The organism is Halomonas sp. ML-15, from assembly GCF_014779595.1.
Classification (GTDB): domain Bacteria; phylum Pseudomonadota; class Gammaproteobacteria; order Pseudomonadales; family Halomonadaceae; genus Franzmannia.
The window spans coordinates 2140325-2158379 of record NZ_JACXZT010000019.1; the positions used below are offsets into that span (position 1 = coordinate 2140325).

Sequence of the window (18055 nt, forward strand, 5' to 3'; positions counted from 1 at the left end):
GGCAGGCGACCGTGTCGTGAATGAGTCGTGGCGGCGGCAGTATCCGGCTCACGGCGCCCAGTTGACGAAGTTCTCCAGCAGGCGCAGGCCTGCCGCGGAGCTCTTCTCGGGGTGGAACTGGGTGGCGAATACCGGACCACGGCCGGTCGCCACGTGGGCCTGGGTGTGGCCATAGTCGGTGGTGCCGAACAGAGTGGTATCGTCGCTAACGTCGACGTAGTAGCTGTGTACGAAATAGAAGCGCTCACCGGCGTCGATGCCCTCCCACAGCGGGTGGGGTTGGTGCTGGGCGACCTGATTCCAGCCCATGTGCGGGACCTTGAGGCGATTGCCGTGGCTGTCGAGCATATCCACCGGGAAGCGCCGCACGCGACCCGGCAGGAACCCCAGGCAGGCCACGCCGCCGTTTTCCTCGCTGTCGTCGAGTAGCATCTGCTGGCCGACGCAGATACCCAGCAGCGGCTTCTCGGCCTTGGCCAGCAGCTCCAGCACCAGCCCCTTGACTTCGCTGCGCTCGAGCTCTCCCATGCAGTCACGAATCGCGCCTTGGCCGGGCAGCACCAGCCGTGTGGCGCCGTTGATACGGCGCGGGTCGCGGGTGACGACGACGTTCTCGTGGGTGACGTGCTCCAGCGCCTTGGCGACAGAGTGCAGGTTGCCCATTCCGTAGTCGATCACGGCGATGGTCATGAGGCGCTCCTTACGAGGGGACGGTGGCAGGGCCACTGACTGGCTATACTCACAGGCAGCCCTTGGTAGACGGCATCTGGCCGGCCATGCGCGGGTCTTCGGCGACCGCCATGCGCAGGGCGCGACCGAACGCCTTGAAGATGGTCTCGGCCTGGTGGTGGGCATTGAAGCCCTTGAGATTGTCGATATGCAGGGTCACCCGGGCGTGGTTGACGAAGCCTTGGAAGAACTCCCAGAACAGCTGGGTATCCAGGCGACCGATCTGGGCGCGGGTAAACTCGACGTTCATGAACAGGCCGGCGCGCCCGGAGAAGTCTACCACCACCCGCGACAGCGCTTCGTCGAGGGGGACATAGGCATGGCCGTAGCGGTAGATGCCGCGCTTGTCGCCGATCGCCTCGGCAAATGCCTGGCCGAGGGTGATGCCGAGATCCTCGACAGTGTGGTGGTCGTCGATATGCAGATCGCCCTGGGCCTGGATGTCGAGATCGATCAGTCCGTGGCGCGCCACCTGGTCGAGCATATGGTCGAGGAACGGCACGCCGCTCTCACCGTTCAACTGGCCCTGGCCGTCGAGATTCACGCTTACCGTGATCTGCGTTTCCTTGGTATCACGAGAAACCGTGGCGGTACGCTCGGTCATGGGGCTTACTCTCCTGCGCTGGGCGCATTGGGGAAGGTAAAGGGCACGTCGCCGGGCACGTCGCGGCGGTCGAGCCATCCATTATAGAGAATTGGCCGCCCCATCCGCTACAATGCGGGCACTGACGGACCATCTGGTGTGCCGTCCCGGCCAAGGGAGATCGAATATGCCGGTTGCACTTCACAGGGTCGACCACAGCGAATGGTCAACGGATGATCAGACCGCCCTCGACCTGTCTCGTATCTACGCCGATGCACCTGCCGAGCGGCTGCCTGCACCTGCCGAGGAGTTCATCCGCGCTCATCTCGAGAGCGGTGGGCAGTTCTGCTGCGCCTGCTTCAACGGCCGGCTGCTGGCAGCGGTGGCGGTGGAAGTCGACGCCGAGGCCTGGTGGCTCGCCTACACCTGCGTGCGCAAGACCACTCGACGGCGCGGTGTTGGCTCGCGCCTGCTGGCGTTGATCGGCGAGGCCGCGGCCGGCGAGCGGCGGGTACTTCGGGTCGCCAGTTCGACGCTGCAGATGGGCGACCAGCTACTGTTGACCCGCCTCGGTTATCGCGCCTCGCCCGCCGGTGACTATTTCGAACTCAATCCACGCGGCTCCCTGGGAGGACATCAATGAGAGCGCTACTGCGAACCCTGCTGGCGGTCATCGGGGTACTAGGGTTGGTGGTAGTGGGAGCGGTGGTCTATGTTACCACCTTCTTCGATCCCAACGACCTCAAGCCACGTCTGATCGACGTGGTTCGCGAGCAAACCGGCCTCGAGCTGAGCCTCGATGGGCCACTGTCGTGGTCGTTTTACCCGCGCCTGGGGGTCAGTGTGACCGATGCCGAGGCCTGGCTGCCGGAGCAGCCCAACGACGAAGAAGTCTTCGTCGCCTTTGACAAGGCCGAAGTCAGCCTTGCGTTTGCACCGCTGCTGACCGGCGAGATCGCCATCGAAGGCCTGACGCTAGACGGGATGCGCCTCAACCTCGAGCGCGACGCCGAGGGCCAGGGCAACTGGGAAGTCCTGCTCGAACGCCTCGACGAGCGCCGCGAGGAAGCCGCTGAGGTGCTGGCACCGGCCTCCGCTGGTCCGGCAGTAGGCGATGAGGCGGGCATGCGCGTCGCGCTGAACATTGCCGGCGTCACCCTGCGTGGCGGCGAAGTGCGCTACCGCGATTGGCAGAGCGACCTGCAGTTGCGTTTCACCGGCCTCGATATCAGTGGCAGCAACGTCAATCCCCAGCGCGCCTTCCCGCTCAAGACCTCTTTTCGACTCTCGGCCTACCCCGATGCCGCCTGGCAGGAGAACGGTGAGGCCGAACCCGAGTGGGTCAGCGGCGTGCGCGGTGAGAGCCGGGTGCGACTGGGCCTGCGCGACGGACGCTACGAGCTCGAGAACCTCAGCCTCGAAACCAGCACCACCCTGGCGGCGCTGGGTGACCGCAAGCAGCAGGCGACGTTGCAGCTGCGCCAACTGGTGGCCAATAGCGATACCCGGCGTCTGGAAATCGATGGAGGCCGAATCGACACCAGCCTGGTGCACCCGGCCGCTGGCGACCGAGCGTTGGCGCTCAGCCTGGGGTTTATCGCCGACCTCGACCTGAACGAGCAGCGCCTGCACCTGCGCAGTCTGGAACTGAGTGGGCCCGACGATCTCGACCTGAGCGGCAGCGTAACAGTGACCGAGCTGTTCGAGGCGCCGCGCTATAGTGGTCTGGTGAGTCTTGCGCCGCTGTCGCTGAGGCCCTGGCTGGCGCGCTTCGATGCCCTGCCCGAGACGACCAGCGACTCGGCGCTCAGCGATGTGGCCTTGACCAGCCCGTTGCAGGGTGACCTGGAACACTTCACTTTTACCAATCTGACCATGGTGGTCGACGACAGCACGTTTACCGGTCGTCTCGGCGCGGGGCTGTTCGGCCAGGCGCTGAGCTTCGACCTGCAGGGTGACCACCTGGATCTCGACGCTTACCTGCCGCCCGCCGAGGCGCCTGCCGAAAGCGCCATGCTGCGCCAGCTACTGGGCCGCATGGCCTATGCCGACGAGGACGAAGAGGCTGCGCTGCCCATCGCCTGGCTGGCGCCTATGGGCCTCGACGGCGAGCTTCGCCTCGAGCGGCTCACCGCACTGGGGCTGGTGATTCGCAACGCCGAGCTGGCACTCGAAGGCAGCGAGGGCGTGCATCGTTTGTCGCACTTCGAGGGACAGCTGTTCGACGGCAGCCTGACGGCCAGCGGCGAGCTCGACCAGCGTGAGGAGATGCCGCGCTGGGCCGTTACGCCGCGCCTCGACCGGGTGCAGATCGTACCCCTCTATGCGGCGCTGGCCGATGAAGAGTCGCCGCTGCGTGGACGCTTGAGCCTCGATGGCGATCTCACCACGCGTGGCGACACCCGCGGGCTGATGACCCGTAACCTCAACGGCAGCATGGCGCTGCGTATCGACGACGGCGCAGTCTTCGACGTCAATGTGTCCGAGGAGCTATGCAGTGTGGTCGCGGCACTGGACGGCGAGGAAGTGAGCCGTGACTGGAGCAGCGACACCCGCTTCGAGCGCGCCGAGGCGAGCTTCACCCTGCGTGACGGCGTGGCTCATAACGACGATCTGGAGATCAGCATCCCCGGGATCCAGCTCGATGGCGGCGGTGAGCTAAACCTGTCGACTCAGCGCTTCGACTACCGCGCAGCGGCGCGCCTGATCGATTCGGCGGATGCCGCCTGCCGTGTCAACCCGCGTCTCGAGCGCGTGCCGTTACCGGTGCGCTGCGAGGGACAGCTGGGTGAAGATAGCAGCGAATGGTGCCGCTTCGACCGCTCGGCGTTTCAGAGCGCGCTGGGCGAGCTCCTGCGTGATGAGGCCTCTTCGCGGGCTGCGGAGGAGATCGAGGAGCGTCTCGGCGGCGCCCTCGAAGGACTCGATGAGCGTCTCGGTGAAGACGCCGGACGGGAACTTCGTGAAGGGTTGCGTGGTCTGTTTAACTGAAGGCTAGCAAGCCAGTCACCTGCGCCGACGTCACCGTCGGCGCTTTTTTATGTCACCTACTGTGCAATGAGCCTCTGATGCCTGATATGCCCCGCCCCGTGCTCGCCCCGGATGAGTTTCAACAGCGTCTGCTGACGTGGTTCGACGAGCACGGTCGCAAGAGCTTGCCCTGGCAGCACGACAAGACCCCGTATCGCGTCTGGGTGTCGGAGATCATGCTGCAGCAGACCCAGGTTGCCACGGTGATCCCCTACTATGAGCGCTTCATGTCGCGCTTCCCCGATGTCGAGCAGCTGGCAGCGGCGGAGCAGGATGAGGTGCTGCACCTGTGGACCGGGCTTGGCTACTACGCCCGTGGGCGCAACCTGCACAAGGCGGCGCAGAAGGTGGTTGAGCAGCACGGTGGCGAGTTTCCGGTACACAGCCTCGAGGCCATGTCGGCGCTGCCCGGTATCGGACGCTCCACTGCAGGAGCTATCATCAGCATCAGCACCGGTCAGCGGGCAGTGATTCTCGACGGCAACGTCAAACGGGTGCTGACCCGCCTGCACGCCGAGCCCGGCTGGCCCGGGCGGCCGGCGGTGGAGCGCCGACTGTGGGCGCTGGCCGAACATTACACTCCTGCCTCGCGCTTGCCCGACTATAGCCAGGCAATGATGGATCTTGGTGCCACCCTGTGCCGCCGGGGGGCGCCCAGCTGTTTGCTATGCCCCTTCGAAGACGTCTGCGTGGCGCATGCTCGCGGCGAAGAAAAGCGCTTTCCGGAATCCAAGCCCAGGAAAGCGCTGCCCGAGCGCACCACCATCATGCTGCTGCTGCATGACGGCGAAGGCCGGGTACTGCTCGAGCAGCGGCCCGGTGCCGGACTGTGGGGCGGGTTGTGGTGCTTCCCCCAGTTCGACGACGCCGATGCGCTGCAGGCATGGCTCGACGTGCATGCCCCAGAAGGCAGCCAAGAGCCTGCCTGGCAGGCGTTTCGCCATACCTTCAGCCACTTCCACCTGCAGATCACCCCTCAGCCAGCGGCTTGCCGTCCGGCTCAGGTGGTCAATGCGCCTGGGCGGCTGTGGTATCACCTCGCCGAGCCTGTCACCATTGGCTTGGCGGCGCCGGTCAAGACGCTGCTTGGCAGCCTTGCCCGGCATCTCGATGACGCCTGATCGTATATCGCAAGGAGTGACCCATGAGTCAGACCGTGTTGTGCCGTAAGTACCAGCAGGAACTCGAAGCCCTGCCGATGCCGCCGCTGCCCGGCAAGAAGGGCCAGGAGATCCAGGCCAGTGTCTCCAAGCAGGCCTGGGAAGAGTGGCAGGCGCTGCAGACCCGGTTGATCAACGAGAAGCACCTCAACCTGCTAGATCCCGAGGCGCGCGAGTACCTCATGGATCAGCTCGAGCGTTTTCTCGACAATCGCGAAACCGACCAAGCCGAAGGCTATGTCCCGCCCAGCCAATGAGGCGGGCAGACGCGTCATCCGGTTGATCTAAAAAGGCTTGACGGGGGAAAGGGATTTTAGTTAAATACGTCCCCGTTGGCAGGGGCCAGATAGCTCAGTTGGTAGAGCAGGGGATTGAAAATCCCCGTGTCGGCGGTTCGATTCCGTCTCTGGCCACCACGCTGCTGGGGTATAGCCAAGTGGTAAGGCACCGGTTTTTGGTATCGGCATTCCCAGGTTCGAATCCTGGTACCCCAGCCATCGCCAACCCTGTTTCCAAAGCATCGAGTAGATGCGAATGGTAAAGGTTGTCGCCCGCGCCGGCATAGCTCAGTTGGTAGAGCAACTGACTTGTAATCAGTAGGTCCCGGGTTCGACTCCTGGTGCCGGCACCAAGCGAAACTTCAGCTATATCAAGCATCTGCTCTATATTAAACCGCCCGATATGAGGCGGTTTTTTCGTATGTGTCTACAAAGTGTCAGCCGCCGATCATCGTGTTGGTGTCCAATAAAAAAGCCGAGCCCGGAGTTTTTCTGCGGCCTGCGGCTGGACACAAAAAAGCCGACACCCTTTCGAGTATCGGCTTTTCTATATTTGGTAGCGGGGGCCGCCGACCTTGAAACCAGAGCGAACCGATGACGGTCATCGTGTTGGCGCCCAATAAAAAGCCGAGGCTTGGGAGCCTCGGCTTTTTCGAAGATGGTAGCGGGGACCGCCGACCTTGAAACCAGAGCGAACCGATGACCGGTCATCGTGCATGAAAAAAGCCAACTCCGTGAGGAATTGGCTTCTTTCGATATTTGGTAGCGGGGACCGGATTTGAACCGATGACCTTCGGGTTATGAGCCCGACGAGCTACCAGACTGCTCCACCCCGCATCAACGTGTGGCGTATTCTACAGCTTTCTTGCGCTGGGTCAAGGGCCAGTTAAACGCTCGTGCAGTACGCTTCAGAGCAGCCATACTAGGTACTGGGTGCCTAGGAGCGGCGCTCACCACTCGAGACTGGACGCATTGAGCCGGGTCGCTGCTGTCGCGGCGTCGGTATCAGGGAGAATTGCATATGACCAACACAGCACCCGTCGCCTGGGTCACCGGTGGCACTGGCGGCATAGGTACCGCCATTTGCCAAGCGCTGGCCAAGGCGGGGTATCAGGTAGTGGCTGGATATAACAATCCCGACAAGGCCAAAGGCTGGCTTGAGAGCCAGCGCGCCGACGGCTACAACAACATTGCGCTATCTGGTGCCAACCTAGTGGACTACGAGGCCTGCGAGGCTGGGGCACGGGAGATCCGGGAGACTTATGGGCCGGTCAGCGTGCTGGTCAACTGCGCCGGGATTACCCGCGATACCACGATGAAGAAGATGAGCCCCGAGCAGTGGCATGAAGTCATCGACTGTAATCTCAACAGCGTATTCAACACCTGTCGCTGTGTGATCAATGACATGCTCGAGGGCGGCTACGGTCGGATCATCAATATCTCATCGATCAATGGTCGCAAGGGGCAGTTTGGCCAGGCTAACTACTCGGCAGCCAAGGCCGGGATGCACGGTTTGACCATGGCGCTGGCGCAGGAGACAGCGACCAAGGGCATCACCGTCAATACCCTGTCACCGGGTTATATCGCGACGGATATGATCATGAAGATTCCCGAGAAGGTGCGCGAGGCGATCCGCGAGACGATTCCCGTGAAGCGTTACGGGACACCCGAGGAGATCGCCCACGCGGTGGTATTCCTGGCCGATAAGCAGTCCGGCTATATCACTGGCGCTAACCTTGATATCAATGGTGGTCAGTTCATGGGCTGAGGTAGAGCATGCCAGCAGGCGGCACGTCGGTGTCGCCAGAGAACGCGAGGCTCAGGCCTCGCGTTCTGCGTTTCAGGGGGGAGGCAGGCGCAGTAGCTGAGTGAAGATGGCATCGAGCTCCTGGGCTTCGCGCTGCCACAGCTCGGTGGCTACGGGCCCGGTGGCAAACAGCTCGCGCAGCACCTCATGAAGCTCCTCGGCCTTGCTCAACTCGCGACCGAGTCCTTCGTTGAGGCGCTCGACCTGAATGGCCAGGCGCAATGGATCGTCTTGCTGGCCTACGCGGCTGCCGGCCAGCAGTGCAAGGTGCACCCTCAGTCGAGCGAGTGACTCCTCAACGTCGCCCGCCGACGGTGGTTCGCGGCGTCGTGCATTGCGCAGTCGATGGGCACTGAGCAAGTCGCCGCCGAGGCTGTCATCGGCGTCTACGTCACCAGGGGGATGACCGCTCAGCGCTTCGGCGTCGGCTGACAGGTGGGCGTTGAGCAGTGGCTGCAGCGCCTGCCAACGGCTGACCTCCTCGGCCACCGCCAGTCGCGCCAGGCGTTCGCGTCGGGCGCGAACGATGCCTGACCAGCGTCGCCGCATGCCGTCGCTGCGGCGGCCGGCGGGCAGTGGGTCGAGGGCTTCAGCCTCGCTGATAGCGGTGTCCAGAATCGTGGTGTCAGCCGTGGAGGTAGGCTGCCAGCCGTCGAGGCGGTCGATCAGCGCCTGCATCTCGTCGAGCTGGCGCTGGGCTCGCTGGGCGCGGTCGTTACGTTCTGCCTCACGGCTGGCGAAGATGCGGTCGCAGATGCCGCGGAACTCGCGCCACAGCGCTTGTTCTTCGCCTTTGGGGGCGCGGCCCAGGGCGCGCCAGCGCTGCTGTAACTGTTTGGCCTGAGCTGCACGCCGGTGACTGGGTTGATCGCCGTCGAGAAGGGCCTGAGCGGCGTCGATCAGCTCGCGTTTGGCGGTGGCGATGTACTGGGCGCGCTGGTCGATCAGCGCCTGCAGGCCGTGACGTACGCGACCGAAGCGGCGGCCAATGGCTTCGGCGCGCTCACGCGGGACCGGCGAGTAGCGCCGCCACTGCTCCCGTGCGCGGTCACGGATATCGCGCAGCGCATCGGGATCCGCATCGGGGTCGGGTTTGTCGAGCAGTGCTTCAAGCTGTTCGCACAGCGCTTCCCGGGCCTCGAGGTTGCGTTGGCGTTCAGCGTCGAGCGCCTCGCGCCACGGTACCAGGCGTTGATGAATGCGGTCCGAGCAGGCGCGAAAGTGCGTTGACAGCTCACGGTCGGCGGCGGCATCGCCCAGCGACGCCCACTCCTTGACCAGCTGGCGATGGCGGCGGTCGAGGGCGGCTTCGCTGAGCTGCATATCCTCGGCCAGCTCGGCAATCGCCTGACACAGCTGGTCGCGCTTGGGGCCGGCGACGAAGCCGCGCCAGTCGCGTAGTTCAGCGAGCTGCGCGCCGAGCCGCTTGAGTGTGGGCCGATGACGCTGGATGTGCTCCTCGGGCAGCTGTTCGAGGCGCTGGCGCAGCCGTTGATGAAGGCGGCTGGCGCTCTTGAAGGCGCCGCGCTCGAGCAGCCCATCGAGCTCTTCCACTTCGCGCTGGAACTGTGCCGGGTCGGGACGGTTACGCGGCGCTGGCTGCTGCTCGACGCTGCGTTGGGCGCGAGCCAGGAGGGTGGTCGGTGGCAGGTCGTCTGGCCAGGCGCAAGCCGTCAGCAGGGTCTGAGCGGCTTGGCGGTCGCAAGCCGTCAGGGCCTGGTCGAGCTCGGCGGCATGAGCCCGGAAGCGCTCCCAGGCATGGCCGATCCGATCGTACTCTTCGAGGGCGCGGTCGTAGCGCTGGCGGAGGGTGTCATCAGGCGCATGATGGTCCGATAGTGCCTGCCAGCGGGTCGCCAGCAGGCGCTTCTGGGCGCGCAGGCTGTCGATGTCCTGGGCGGCCAGGTGCTCGCTACGTCGCAGGCTCTCCAGCGTCTCCTCGAGCGCTTCGAGCAGGCCTTCTCGGGTCTGATCGTCGTCCTCGCGGCGCTGATCATGGGCCGCATGGACATGCTGCTGGGCGTCATGGTCGGTAAGGGTCTTGCGACACAGCAGGCAGGCTTCCTGATAGCGTCGCTCCTGCTCGGCGCTGGGCAGGTCGGTGAGCGCCTCCCACTCGCGCTGCAGATGGCGATAGCGGCCGGCGTAGAGCGGCTCCCAGGCGTGATGGCCGTGCTGCTCCAGGGCCTTAAGGATGCGCTCTCGCTCGGCCTCGGCGGCGGCCTGCTGGGCGGCATCGGCGCGCAGCGCGTTGAGCCGTTCGCGGGCCAGCCGCGCCACCTGCTTGTCGCGACGCGCCTGGCGAACGAGCTGTTGCAGGCCTGTCTCGCTGATGACTCGCGAGGCGGCGGCGTGACGTACAGCGGCGATCCCGTTCTCGCAGGCCTGGAGGATCAGCGCCTCTTCGTCATCGTCGCTAAGTGCGGCTACTGCAGCCAGACGTAGCTGCTGGTTGTCGCCATGCAGGGCGACCTCCTGCAGCAGCTGCTGGTCGGTGAGGCGAGCGACCTGCTCCACGCGCTGGGCCAGTGGCGTGCTACCCGCGGCGCCGACCAGTATGGCGGCCATGCGCGAATGCAGCTCGGGACTGGGGCAAACATCGAACAGCGCCATCAGCGAGTCGATATCGTCGAAACGCGCCAGAGCCGCCTGACGGACCCGGGCATCGTCGTCAGCGGCGAGACGCTGGAGGGCGGTGCGGCCCTCCTGCTGCTGAGGGTCGAGCTGACTGGCCGCCTGTTGGCGACGCTCGGCATCGGGGTGCTGCCAGCGCGGTGCGAGCAGCTGACGAAACCATCCTGACATGAAGCTTCCTGGCATGACGACGCGTATCCCTATAAAAGCCGCGATCTTGTTGTTCTCTGCGAAGGCCCAACTTGTTATCTAAGCATGTGACGCGGCAGTGGAAAAGGCCTGGCTGGCGAGGATGTTGCCAACTGGAGACACTGACAAGCGGAGCGGCTGGTCTTATGATCAGTTGCAGGAGCGACGCCTCTCGCTTAGCTTTACTGACATTATCCGACGTGGAGTCCGGCCATGAGCCTGAACGTGGACAGGGCCAGTACAGCCTTTACTTTCAAGGGCGGCATGTTGCCCATGACGGTCATGGAGTTGACCAGTGCCGATCCCGAACGTATTCGTGAACAGCTGGCCGGCAAGCTGAGCCAGTCACCGGCGTTCTTTCAGCATACGCCTGTGGTGCTCAGCGTCGAGAAGCTCGATGAGCCGCACCTGGCGCTGGAGCGTATCTGCGCGGTGTGCCGTGCTCATAAGCTGTTGCCGGTGGCGGTGCGCGGCGGCAGCGACCCGGTCAAGCAGTCGGCTTGGGCGCTGGGGTTGGGGTGGTTTCCCCCCCAGGAGATCAAGCCTCGCAACCTCGAGAGCGTTGCTGCGCCTGCGACTGACCCGGCGACTGACAATGTGCCGGCTGCTGCCGGTGCCGGGCGCATTCACCGCGGTACGGTACGCTCCGGCCAGCAGGTTACCGCCCCCGACGGTGACCTGGTGGTGATCGGCGCGGTCAATGCCGGCGCTGAGGTGCTGGCAGCGGGCAGCGTGCACGTTTATGGTGCGCTGCGTGGTCGTGCCCTGGCCGGCATTCATGGTGATGCTCAGGCCGGTATCTTCTGCCGTGAGTTGCATGCCGAACTGCTCTCGGTAGCCGGTAATTACAAGCGTCTGGAAGACATCGATCCGCGGCTGCTGGGCAGCGCGGTGCAGGTACGTCTCAGCGACGACCAGTTGGCCATCGCCAGTCTGGCGTGAGCGTGACGACGACACCCCTATAGCAACAGGAAGCTTATCTTGGCCAAGATCATCGTAGTGACCTCCGGCAAAGGCGGGGTCGGCAAGACTACCAGCGCAGCAGCCATCGCTACAGGGTTGGCGCTGCGCGGCAACAAGACCGTCGTGATCGATTTCGACGTGGGTTTGCGCAACCTTGACCTGATCATGGGCTGCGAACGTCGCGTGGTCTATGACCTGGTCAATGTGATTCAGGGCGAAGCGGGGCTTAATCAGGCGCTGATCCGCGACAAGCGGGTCGACAATCTGCACATCCTGCCGGCCTCCCAGACCCGCGACAAGGACGCCTTGACCAGCGAAGGCGTGGAGAAAGTGCTTGAGAGCCTGTCCGAGGATTTTGATTTTATCCTCTGCGACTCACCGGCGGGGATCGAGCGTGGAGCTCAGTTGGCGATGTATTTCGCCGATGAGGCGGTAGTAGTGACCAATCCCGAGGTCTCCTCGGTGCGCGACTCCGACCGTATTCTTGGCCTGTTGGCCTCGAAGACCCGACGTGCCGAGCTCAACCAGGAGCCGATCAAGGAGCACCTGCTGATTACCCGCTACAACCCGGCGCGGGTCGATCATGGCGACATGCTCAATCTTGAGGATATCCGTGAGATCCTGGCCATTGACCTGATCGGCCTGATTCCCGAGTCCGAGGCGGTGTTGCGGGCCTCCAACCAGGGCATTCCGGTCACCCACGACGCCAATAGCGATGCCGGCCAGGCCTACACCGACACCGTCTCGCGGCTGCTCGGCGAAGAGGTCCCGCTGCGTTTCCACGAGTACCAGAAGAAGAGTCTGCTGAGCCGGGTATTCGGAGGAGGTCGCCGATGAAACTACTGGATTTTCTGAGGGGCGAGCGCAAGAAGAGTGCGTCCGTGGCCAAGGAGCGGCTGCAGATCATCGTCGCTCACCAGCGCGGCCAACGCGATCAGCCGGACTACATGCCGATGCTGGAGCGTGAGCTGCTCGAGGTGATCCGGCGCTATGTAAAAGTTGATCAGGACGCTATCAATATCAGCCTCGATCGCGACGACGACTGTTCGGTACTCGAACTCAACGTCACCCTGCCGCGCAGCTGAGCTGGCCGGGGCGCCTGAGCGTGGCCCCGGCGATATGCTAGGCTTGGCATCCGGCCCGCTGAAGAGAGACGACTATTCCCATGGCGCAGTCCCACGCCGCGCCACAGAGTTTTCTGTGGCACGATTACGAGACCTTCGGCGCCGATCCTCGGCGTGACCGCCCCTCCCAGTTTGCAGCCATCCGCACCGATGCGGAGTTCAATGAGATCGGCGAGCCGCTGATGTGGTACTGCAAACCGGCGGACGACTACCTGCCGCATCCACAGGCCTGCCTGATTACCGGCATCACACCCCAGCAGGCGCGCCGCCGGGGCATGCCCGAGGCCGAGTTCGCCGGCCATATCAATGCTGCGATGAGCGAACCCGGCACCTGCGCGCTGGGCTACAACAGCCTGCGTTTCGATGACGAGGTGAGCCGTCATCTGTTCTACCGCAACTTTCTCGACCCCTATGCCCGCGAGTGGCAGAACGGTAACTCGCGCTGGGACCTGATCGACGCCGTGCGCGCCTTCCACGCGCTGCGTCCCGAGGGCATCGAGTGGCCGCTGCGCGAGGACGGCGCGCCGAGCTTCAAGCTCGAGCACCTCACCGCGGCCAACGCTATCGAGCACGCCGGCGCCCACGATGCCTTGGCCGACGTGCGTGCCACCATTGCCATGGCACGGCTGCTCAAGACCCGCAATTCGCAGCTGTTCGACTACCTGCTGAAGCTGCGCAGCAAGCGCGAGGTGGCCAAGCTGCTCGACATTCCCTCGCGCAAGCCGATGCTGCATGTATCACGCCGCTATCCGGCGAGTCGCGGCTGCAGCGCATTGGTTATGCCGCTCGCTGAGCACCCGACCAATCCCAACGGGGTGATCGTCTATGACCTCGCTGAGGACCCTGCGCCGCTGTTTTCGCTGTCACCGGAAGAGATTCGTGCGCGGGTTTTCGTCGGCGCCGACGACCTGGCCGAGGGCGAGACGCGCATCCCGCTCAAGGTGATTCATATCAACAAGAGCCCGGTGGTACTACCGATCAAGGCGGTGACGCCCGAGGTGGCGGAGCGGCTGTCACTTGATCGAGCGCGCTGCGAACAGCACTGGCAGGCGCTATGCGCCAACCCCGAGGCAGCCCGCAAGGCCGCTGCGGTGTTTGCCGAGCCGCCCCCGGAAGGGCCCCAGGACCCCGATCTGATGCTCTACTCCGGCGGCTTCTTCTCGCCGGCAGACCGCCAGCAGATGCAGCGTGTGCGCGACACCGACCCCTGGGAACTCGGTGAGACCGCCTTCGCTTTCCAGGATCCGCGTCTTGAAGAGATGCTGTTTCGCTTCCGCGCGCGGAGCTACCCCGACACCCTGTCGAGCGAGGAGCAGGCGCGCTGGGAGGAGTTCCGCTGGGCAAGGATGAACGATGCCAGTCTCGGCGGGTTGACCCTGGCGGGCTTCGCCCGCGAGATCGAGCGCCTCAACCAGGTGACCCTCGACGACCATGAGCGACAGGTCCTCGAGGAGCTGGTGATGCACGTCGAGTCGATCGTGCCCCCTCAGGCCTTCGGCTGACGACAGCCTCCAGCTGCTGCTTACGATTGCGCCCGGCCATTATGGCCGGGCGCAATCGTTCAGGGCTGGGCTCCTCAGTCATCGGGCAGCGGCAGTGGCTCCAGGTCCTTGCTGGCGCTGGCCACGTCGCTGGCCTCGTCACCGGGGTCGAAGGTCACGTCGACCACGGCGTCGCGGCGTAACCCCGGCCAGGCCTCGCGCAGGTCGTCGGCGCTGATCTCCATGACTCTGTCTGCCAGTCGCTCGCGGCGGTCGAAGTCGGTGTCGCCATAGGCCAGCGCCTGCCACTGGCGGTTGGTCAGCGCGCCCAGCGAGGTGTCCCGGGTCAGCAGCCGGTCGCGTACCGACTGGCGATAGACCGCGATATCGTCGTCCTCGAGTGTCTCCAGGCGCTCCTCGAAGTCGTCGAGGAAGGCGTCGATGCGCTCGCCTATGGTGGCGCTGTCGGTCTCCGGCGACTGCACCACCAGCGCCACGCCCGGGGCGTCGAGCAGCGGCGAGTAGCCGGCATTGACGATGTAGCCAAGCTGCTCCTCGGTGCGCAGCCGAGTATAGAACGGCGAGTCGATAAGCTGAGCCAGAACCGCCAGGCGGGCCTGGCTATCGAGGCTGCGGTCGGGGCCCTGCAGATAGCGTAGCACCAGCGACTCCTGGCGTGCGGTGTCAGGATGCAGTCGCGCCAGCTCGCTGGCGCGTAGCGGCTCGAGGCGCGGAATATCGTCCTCGCTCAGCTGTGGGCGCAGGGCAGCGGCGACCATCTGCGCCTCGCGCTCGGCAAGCTCGGCAGGCAGGTTGCCGACCACCATGGTTTCCAGGCGCAGGTCGTCGAGGAACTGGCGGCGGAAGTCGCGCAGGTCGTCGGCCTCGAGCTCGCGTACCGCCTCGAGCAGCGCCGCCGTCGACCACTGAGGGCGAATCAGCGCTTCACCCAGGGTGCGGTAGGCCTGCTGATGCAGGGCCGCCTGGGGCGCGTTACGCCACTCACGCTCGAGGCGGTAGCGAACCCGTTCGACGGCCGCATCGCTGATCTCGCCTTCGATCAGCTGCGACAGTGCCTGGCGCATCAGCAGCTCCTGACGATCTCGCCAGCCCGAGAACGACAGCGTCATGCCGCGGGAGTGGGCGTAGGCCTCGAAGCGCTGGCCGGCCAGGCGCGCCGGGTAGAAGGCCTCATTGAGGCTGTCGCCGAGCCAGCCGGCGAGCAGCCTCGTCAGCGCCGCGTCCCGTGCGCTGCGTGTTGCTTGAGGGTGTTGCAGACTGAAGCGCCACTCGACCTTGGGAGTGTTGAACCCGGCGTGTGCCTGGTGCCACAGCGAGAAGCTGTCGCCCTCGATCAGCGCATAGGGCACCTCGTCCTGCTCTTCGAGCAGGGTCAGGTCCTCGGCGATAAAGGGGTTGGGGTCGGGGAGTGCCAGCCCCGGCAGTGGCTCGGCGTCGGTCCACTCGGCCGGCTGCTCGACCCGGTAAGGAGCATCGAACCACGGCGAGACCTGGTCGCCCTCGACGTCGGGGCCGCTATAAACCCGCAGCAGGTTGTCCGGGCGCAGTTCGGCGAGGTATTCGGCGATGCGCTCGGCGTCGAAGCCGTCCATGCGATAGGCGGCATAGTGCACGTCCTTGCTGGGATAGTAGGCCAGGTTCATGGCCAGGCGCATGGCACTCTGTAGTGGGGCGCCGTGTTGCTGGAAGGTGAACTCCTGTTCGGCGAGGCGGGCCTGCTCGTCATAGCGCCACTCCTCCAGGCCCTCAGCGTTGATCAGCGCGATGGCGTCGAACAGGCTGGCCTGGATGGTGTCGATGGCGTCTGCCCCGCTGGGGGTGAGGCTGACGGTCACCGTGAACAGTGCCTGATTGCCGTCGCCGCGACTGACGCCGGCGGAGAGACCGTCGGCCAGGCCGGCCTCGCGCAGCACCGCCAGCAGGCTGCCGTCGCCCTCGTGGCCGAGCAGGTTAGCCAGGTAGTCGGCGGGCTTGGTGCGGTACTCGTCGCGGGGATCGTCAATGGGAAACTGAAAGCGTAGTTCGCGGCTGTCACGCAGGCTCTGGATCTCCAGCGCCTGGGGCATGCTGTCGTCGAGCACCAGCGGTACGTCGATGGTCGGCGGCTCGAGGCCGCGATCGGCGATCTCGACGAAGCGCTCCTGTACCAGCCCCTCCAGCTCGTCGAGGGGCTGCGGACCGACCAGCGCCAGATTCATGACGTTGGCATCGTAGTACTGCTCATAGAAGTCGATGACCCGCTCGCGCAGGCTTGGCTCGCCCTCGGGACGGTCGGCGAGGGTCTCGCGGCTGCCCACCGCGAAGCTGGTGGTGGGGTTGTCGGGATTCAAACGCTGATTGACCACGTCGAGCTGGCGGCGCCCCTCGTCGCGTATCCTGGCCTGATACTCGGAGTGCACGATGCTGCGCTCGCTGGCCAGTTGGTCGGCGTTGAACAGCGGCGAGATAAAGAACTGGCTAAAGCGGTCCAGTGCGCCGGGCAGCGCCTCGGGCTCGATATCGAAGAAGTAGTTGGTATCGCCAGGGGCGGTGAAGGCGTTGTGGCTGCCGCCGTGGCGCGAAATATAGCTCTGGTAGGCGTCGGCCTCGGGGAACGGCTCGGTGCCCAGAAACAGCATATGTTCGACGAAGTGGGCGAGGCCGGCGAGGTCGTCGGGGTCCTGGGCGCTGCCCACACTGACGTTCATCGAGGCGGCGGCCTTGTCGGCCTCGGGGTCGCTGACCAGCAGCACGTTGAGCCCGTTGTCGAGGGTCAGGGTTCGGTAATCACGGGTATCGTGGGGGCTCATGTTCGGAGTGTCGACCTCGGCAATCCCCTCGTCCGCCTGCAGTGGGAGGGCGGTGAGCCAGGCGATCAGTGTGGCGCCCAGAAGGCTGGCGGCAAGCGGGCGGCGCGGATGCGGCGTGCATGCTCGTGCGTCGGGTGAGGCGGAAGAAGAGGACGAAAAGCGCATCATGTCTCCTGTGCGGTGGTCCAGCGATGCATGGGTCCGGTGGGGTGAGCACAGGCCCAGTCCTGATGTGAAGGATCATTGACTCGTCTTGATACAGGAAAAGCGCCCAACAGTTCCAAATCTGCCGGGGTCAATAGCGCTCGCGCCTCTGTCAACGGCGTGGCCGGATCAAGCCAGCGTCGTGCCTGAGGCGGCGCAATCACCGCTGGCAGCCGCTCGCTGAGCGGCGCCAGCAGTGCGTTGCTGGCCACGGTGATCAGCGCGCAGGAGTCATGGTGTTCGGTCAAGGTGGTGTGGTAGCGGCACCAAAGACCGGCTAGCAACAGCGGCTGGCGCTGGTGGTGAGTGACCAGGAAGGGCTGCTTCATACGCGGCTGCGGTTTCCACACGTAAACACCGCTGACTGGCACCAGGCAGCGGCGTGCCGCAAAGGCCTCGCGGAACATCGCCCGACTGTCCAGCGACTCGGCGCGAGCGCAGTGCGGGGCATGGTCGAGGACCTTGAGCCAGGGCGGCGTTAGCCCCCAGAAGGCCGTGCTCAGCCGCGGTCCGCCGGCGGCGTGGTGCAGCATCGACAGCGGCCGGCGTGGGGCCAGGTTGGGGCTGGCGAGCAGCTCGTCGAGCGTTTCGATTCCGCCGAGCAGGCGCTTGAGGTCGAGCGTCGGGGCAATATAGAGCCGGCCGGCCATACGCACTCCTGGGTGGCGACGAGGCGTAAGGGTAACCAACTCGGGCAGTCCGCGAAAGCGGCGCTAGGCTTTGTCCGAAAAGTGTCTGCGCTTGGCCATACGGCGTTAAAAATCAGCTCAAAGTACTCATTTACACCCCGTAAACTCCGTCTTTTGACTCGCGACGTCCTTGTCGCTCGCTCTTCGAGCAGCAGAGCTGCCCAAATCGTCAATCCTGACGATTTGTCTCTGATTTTTGCTTTGCGTCCCACATGGATGTGGGGAGTGCGTTGGCCCGTCGGGAACGGGCCTAGCCTGACCTTCGCTCGCCGACTTTTCAGACGAAGCCCAGTCATACCGGACTTGCGTTTGACTCAGGTATCGATATGCTGTCCGGAAACACTGTTCGAATAGTGCATTCATTCGCGAGGAAG

The 18055-nt window shown here is 64.7% G+C and carries 14 protein-coding genes and 4 tRNA genes; 12 read left to right on the forward strand and 6 right to left on the reverse strand.

Annotated elements, in window-relative coordinates; all coding sequences use genetic code 11:
• Positions 1-48 precede the first annotated feature (48 nt).
• Together hisH and hisB are read right to left on the reverse strand one after the other, a co-directional pair.
• Entirely contained in the window at positions 49-690 is a 642-nt protein-coding gene (gene hisH, locus IEI94_RS21710; RefSeq protein ID WP_191169325.1) for an imidazole glycerol phosphate synthase subunit HisH, read from the reverse strand.
• Positions 691-739: 49 nt separating this feature from the next.
• On the reverse strand, positions 740-1333 hold the full coding sequence (gene hisB, locus IEI94_RS21715; RefSeq protein WP_191169327.1) for an imidazoleglycerol-phosphate dehydratase HisB: 594 nt from the start codon (positions 1331-1333) through the stop codon (positions 740-742).
• A gap of 166 nt (positions 1334-1499) precedes the next feature.
• Here hisB and IEI94_RS21720 point away from each other — a divergent pair, with 166 nt between their 5' ends.
• From IEI94_RS21720 to IEI94_RS21750, 7 genes are all read left to right on the forward strand, one after another.
• Positions 1500-1955 carry an acetyl-CoA sensor PanZ family protein gene (locus tag IEI94_RS21720; protein WP_191169329.1) on the forward strand — a complete coding sequence of 152 codons (456 nt, stop codon included), beginning with the start codon at positions 1500-1502 and terminating at the stop codon, positions 1953-1955.
• Positions 1952-4303 carry an AsmA family protein gene (locus tag IEI94_RS21725; RefSeq protein WP_191169331.1) on the forward strand — a complete coding sequence of 784 codons (2352 nt, stop codon included), beginning with the start codon at positions 1952-1954 and terminating at the stop codon, positions 4301-4303. The genes IEI94_RS21720 and IEI94_RS21725 overlap by 4 nt, the downstream gene beginning before the upstream one ends.
• 77 nt (positions 4304-4380) lie before the next feature.
• On the forward strand, positions 4381-5463 hold the full coding sequence (gene mutY, locus IEI94_RS21730; protein WP_191169334.1) for an A/G-specific adenine glycosylase: 1083 nt from the start codon (positions 4381-4383) through the stop codon (positions 5461-5463).
• 23 nt (positions 5464-5486) lie between these two features.
• Positions 5487-5759 (forward strand): oxidative damage protection protein, encoded by a 273-nt coding sequence (locus IEI94_RS21735; RefSeq protein WP_191169336.1) that lies wholly within the window; start codon positions 5487-5489, stop codon positions 5757-5759.
• 83 nt (positions 5760-5842) lie between these two features.
• Positions 5843-5918 (forward strand) — tRNA-Phe (locus IEI94_RS21740).
• Between the two features lie 6 nt (positions 5919-5924).
• Positions 5925-5999: transfer RNA gene (locus IEI94_RS21745), tRNA-Gln, on the forward strand.
• A 58-nt stretch (positions 6000-6057) separates the two neighbouring features.
• A tRNA-Thr gene (locus tag IEI94_RS21750) sits at positions 6058-6133 on the forward strand.
• 407 nt (positions 6134-6540) lie between these two features.
• Here IEI94_RS21750 and IEI94_RS21755 read toward each other — a convergent pair.
• Positions 6541-6617: transfer RNA gene (locus IEI94_RS21755), tRNA-Met, on the reverse strand.
• A 184-nt stretch (positions 6618-6801) separates the two neighbouring features.
• On the opposite strand from IEI94_RS21755, the gene phbB reads away from it, so the two are divergent.
• Complete coding sequence (gene phbB / locus IEI94_RS21760; protein WP_191169338.1) at positions 6802-7548, forward strand: acetoacetyl-CoA reductase; 747 nt, start codon at positions 6802-6804, stop codon at positions 7546-7548.
• A 72-nt stretch (positions 7549-7620) separates the two neighbouring features.
• Here phbB and IEI94_RS21765 read toward each other — a convergent pair whose 3' ends face one another.
• Positions 7621-10392, reverse strand: coding sequence for a DUF349 domain-containing protein (locus IEI94_RS21765; protein WP_191169340.1), 2772 nt, complete (start codon positions 10390-10392; stop codon positions 7621-7623).
• Between the two features lie 231 nt (positions 10393-10623).
• Between IEI94_RS21765 and minC the strand changes: the two genes are divergently transcribed.
• The 4 genes from minC to sbcB all read left to right on the forward strand — a co-directional run bounded on the left by minC (position 10624) and on the right by sbcB (position 13999).
• Entirely contained in the window at positions 10624-11352 is a 729-nt protein-coding gene (minC, locus tag IEI94_RS21770) for a septum site-determining protein MinC (protein WP_191169342.1), read from the forward strand.
• Positions 11353-11391: 39 nt separating this feature from the next.
• A complete protein-coding gene (gene minD / locus IEI94_RS21775; RefSeq protein WP_191169344.1) occupies positions 11392-12210 on the forward strand; it encodes a septum site-determining protein MinD in 819 nt (272 codons plus the stop codon).
• Positions 12207-12458, forward strand: a complete 252-nt coding sequence (minE, locus tag IEI94_RS21780) for a cell division topological specificity factor MinE (RefSeq protein ID WP_191169346.1) — start codon at positions 12207-12209, stop codon at positions 12456-12458. Before minD ends, minE begins: the two co-directional genes overlap by 4 nt.
• Positions 12459-12538: 80 nt before the next feature.
• Positions 12539-13999: an exodeoxyribonuclease I gene (gene sbcB, locus IEI94_RS21785; protein ID WP_191169348.1), complete on the forward strand. Its 1461-nt coding sequence runs from the start codon at positions 12539-12541 to the stop codon at positions 13997-13999.
• A gap of 74 nt (positions 14000-14073) precedes the next feature.
• Here the strand turns inward: sbcB and IEI94_RS21790 are convergent, their stop codons facing one another.
• Complete coding sequence (locus IEI94_RS21790) at positions 14074-16953, reverse strand: insulinase family protein (protein ID WP_191169350.1); 2880 nt, start codon at positions 16951-16953, stop codon at positions 14074-14076.
• A complete protein-coding gene (locus IEI94_RS21795) occupies positions 16953-17642 on the reverse strand; it encodes an SOS response-associated peptidase (RefSeq protein WP_191169352.1) in 690 nt (229 codons plus the stop codon). Before IEI94_RS21795 ends, IEI94_RS21790 begins: the two co-directional genes overlap by 1 nt.
• Positions 17643-18055: the final 413 nt, after the last annotated feature.

Bases quoted from the DNA above. Each gene is read 5' to 3' on its own strand.
- hisH (WP_191169325.1), bottom strand. From the start codon at position 690: ATGACCATCGCCGTGATCGACTACGGAATGGGCAACCTGCACTCTGTC.
- hisB (WP_191169327.1), bottom strand. From the start codon at position 1,333: ATGACCGAGCGTACCGCCACGGTTTCTCGTGATACCAAGGAAACGCAG.
- IEI94_RS21720 (WP_191169329.1), top strand. From the start codon at position 1,500: ATGCCGGTTGCACTTCACAGGGTCGACCACAGCGAATGGTCAACGGAT.
- IEI94_RS21725 (WP_191169331.1), top strand. From the start codon at position 1,952: ATGAGAGCGCTACTGCGAACCCTGCTGGCGGTCATCGGGGTACTAGGG.
- mutY (WP_191169334.1), top strand. From the start codon at position 4,381: ATGCCTGATATGCCCCGCCCCGTGCTCGCCCCGGATGAGTTTCAACAG.
- IEI94_RS21735 (WP_191169336.1), top strand. From the start codon at position 5,487: ATGAGTCAGACCGTGTTGTGCCGTAAGTACCAGCAGGAACTCGAAGCC.
- phbB (WP_191169338.1), top strand. From the start codon at position 6,802: ATGACCAACACAGCACCCGTCGCCTGGGTCACCGGTGGCACTGGCGGC.
- IEI94_RS21765 (WP_191169340.1), bottom strand. From the start codon at position 10,392: ATGTCAGGATGGTTTCGTCAGCTGCTCGCACCGCGCTGGCAGCACCCC.
- minC (WP_191169342.1), top strand. From the start codon at position 10,624: ATGAGCCTGAACGTGGACAGGGCCAGTACAGCCTTTACTTTCAAGGGC.
- minE (WP_191169346.1), top strand. From the start codon at position 12,207: ATGAAACTACTGGATTTTCTGAGGGGCGAGCGCAAGAAGAGTGCGTCC.
- sbcB (WP_191169348.1), top strand. From the start codon at position 12,539: ATGGCGCAGTCCCACGCCGCGCCACAGAGTTTTCTGTGGCACGATTAC.
- IEI94_RS21790 (WP_191169350.1), bottom strand. From the start codon at position 16,953: ATGCGCTTTTCGTCCTCTTCTTCCGCCTCACCCGACGCACGAGCATGC.
- IEI94_RS21795 (WP_191169352.1), bottom strand. From the start codon at position 17,642: ATGGCCGGCCGGCTCTATATTGCCCCGACGCTCGACCTCAAGCGCCTG.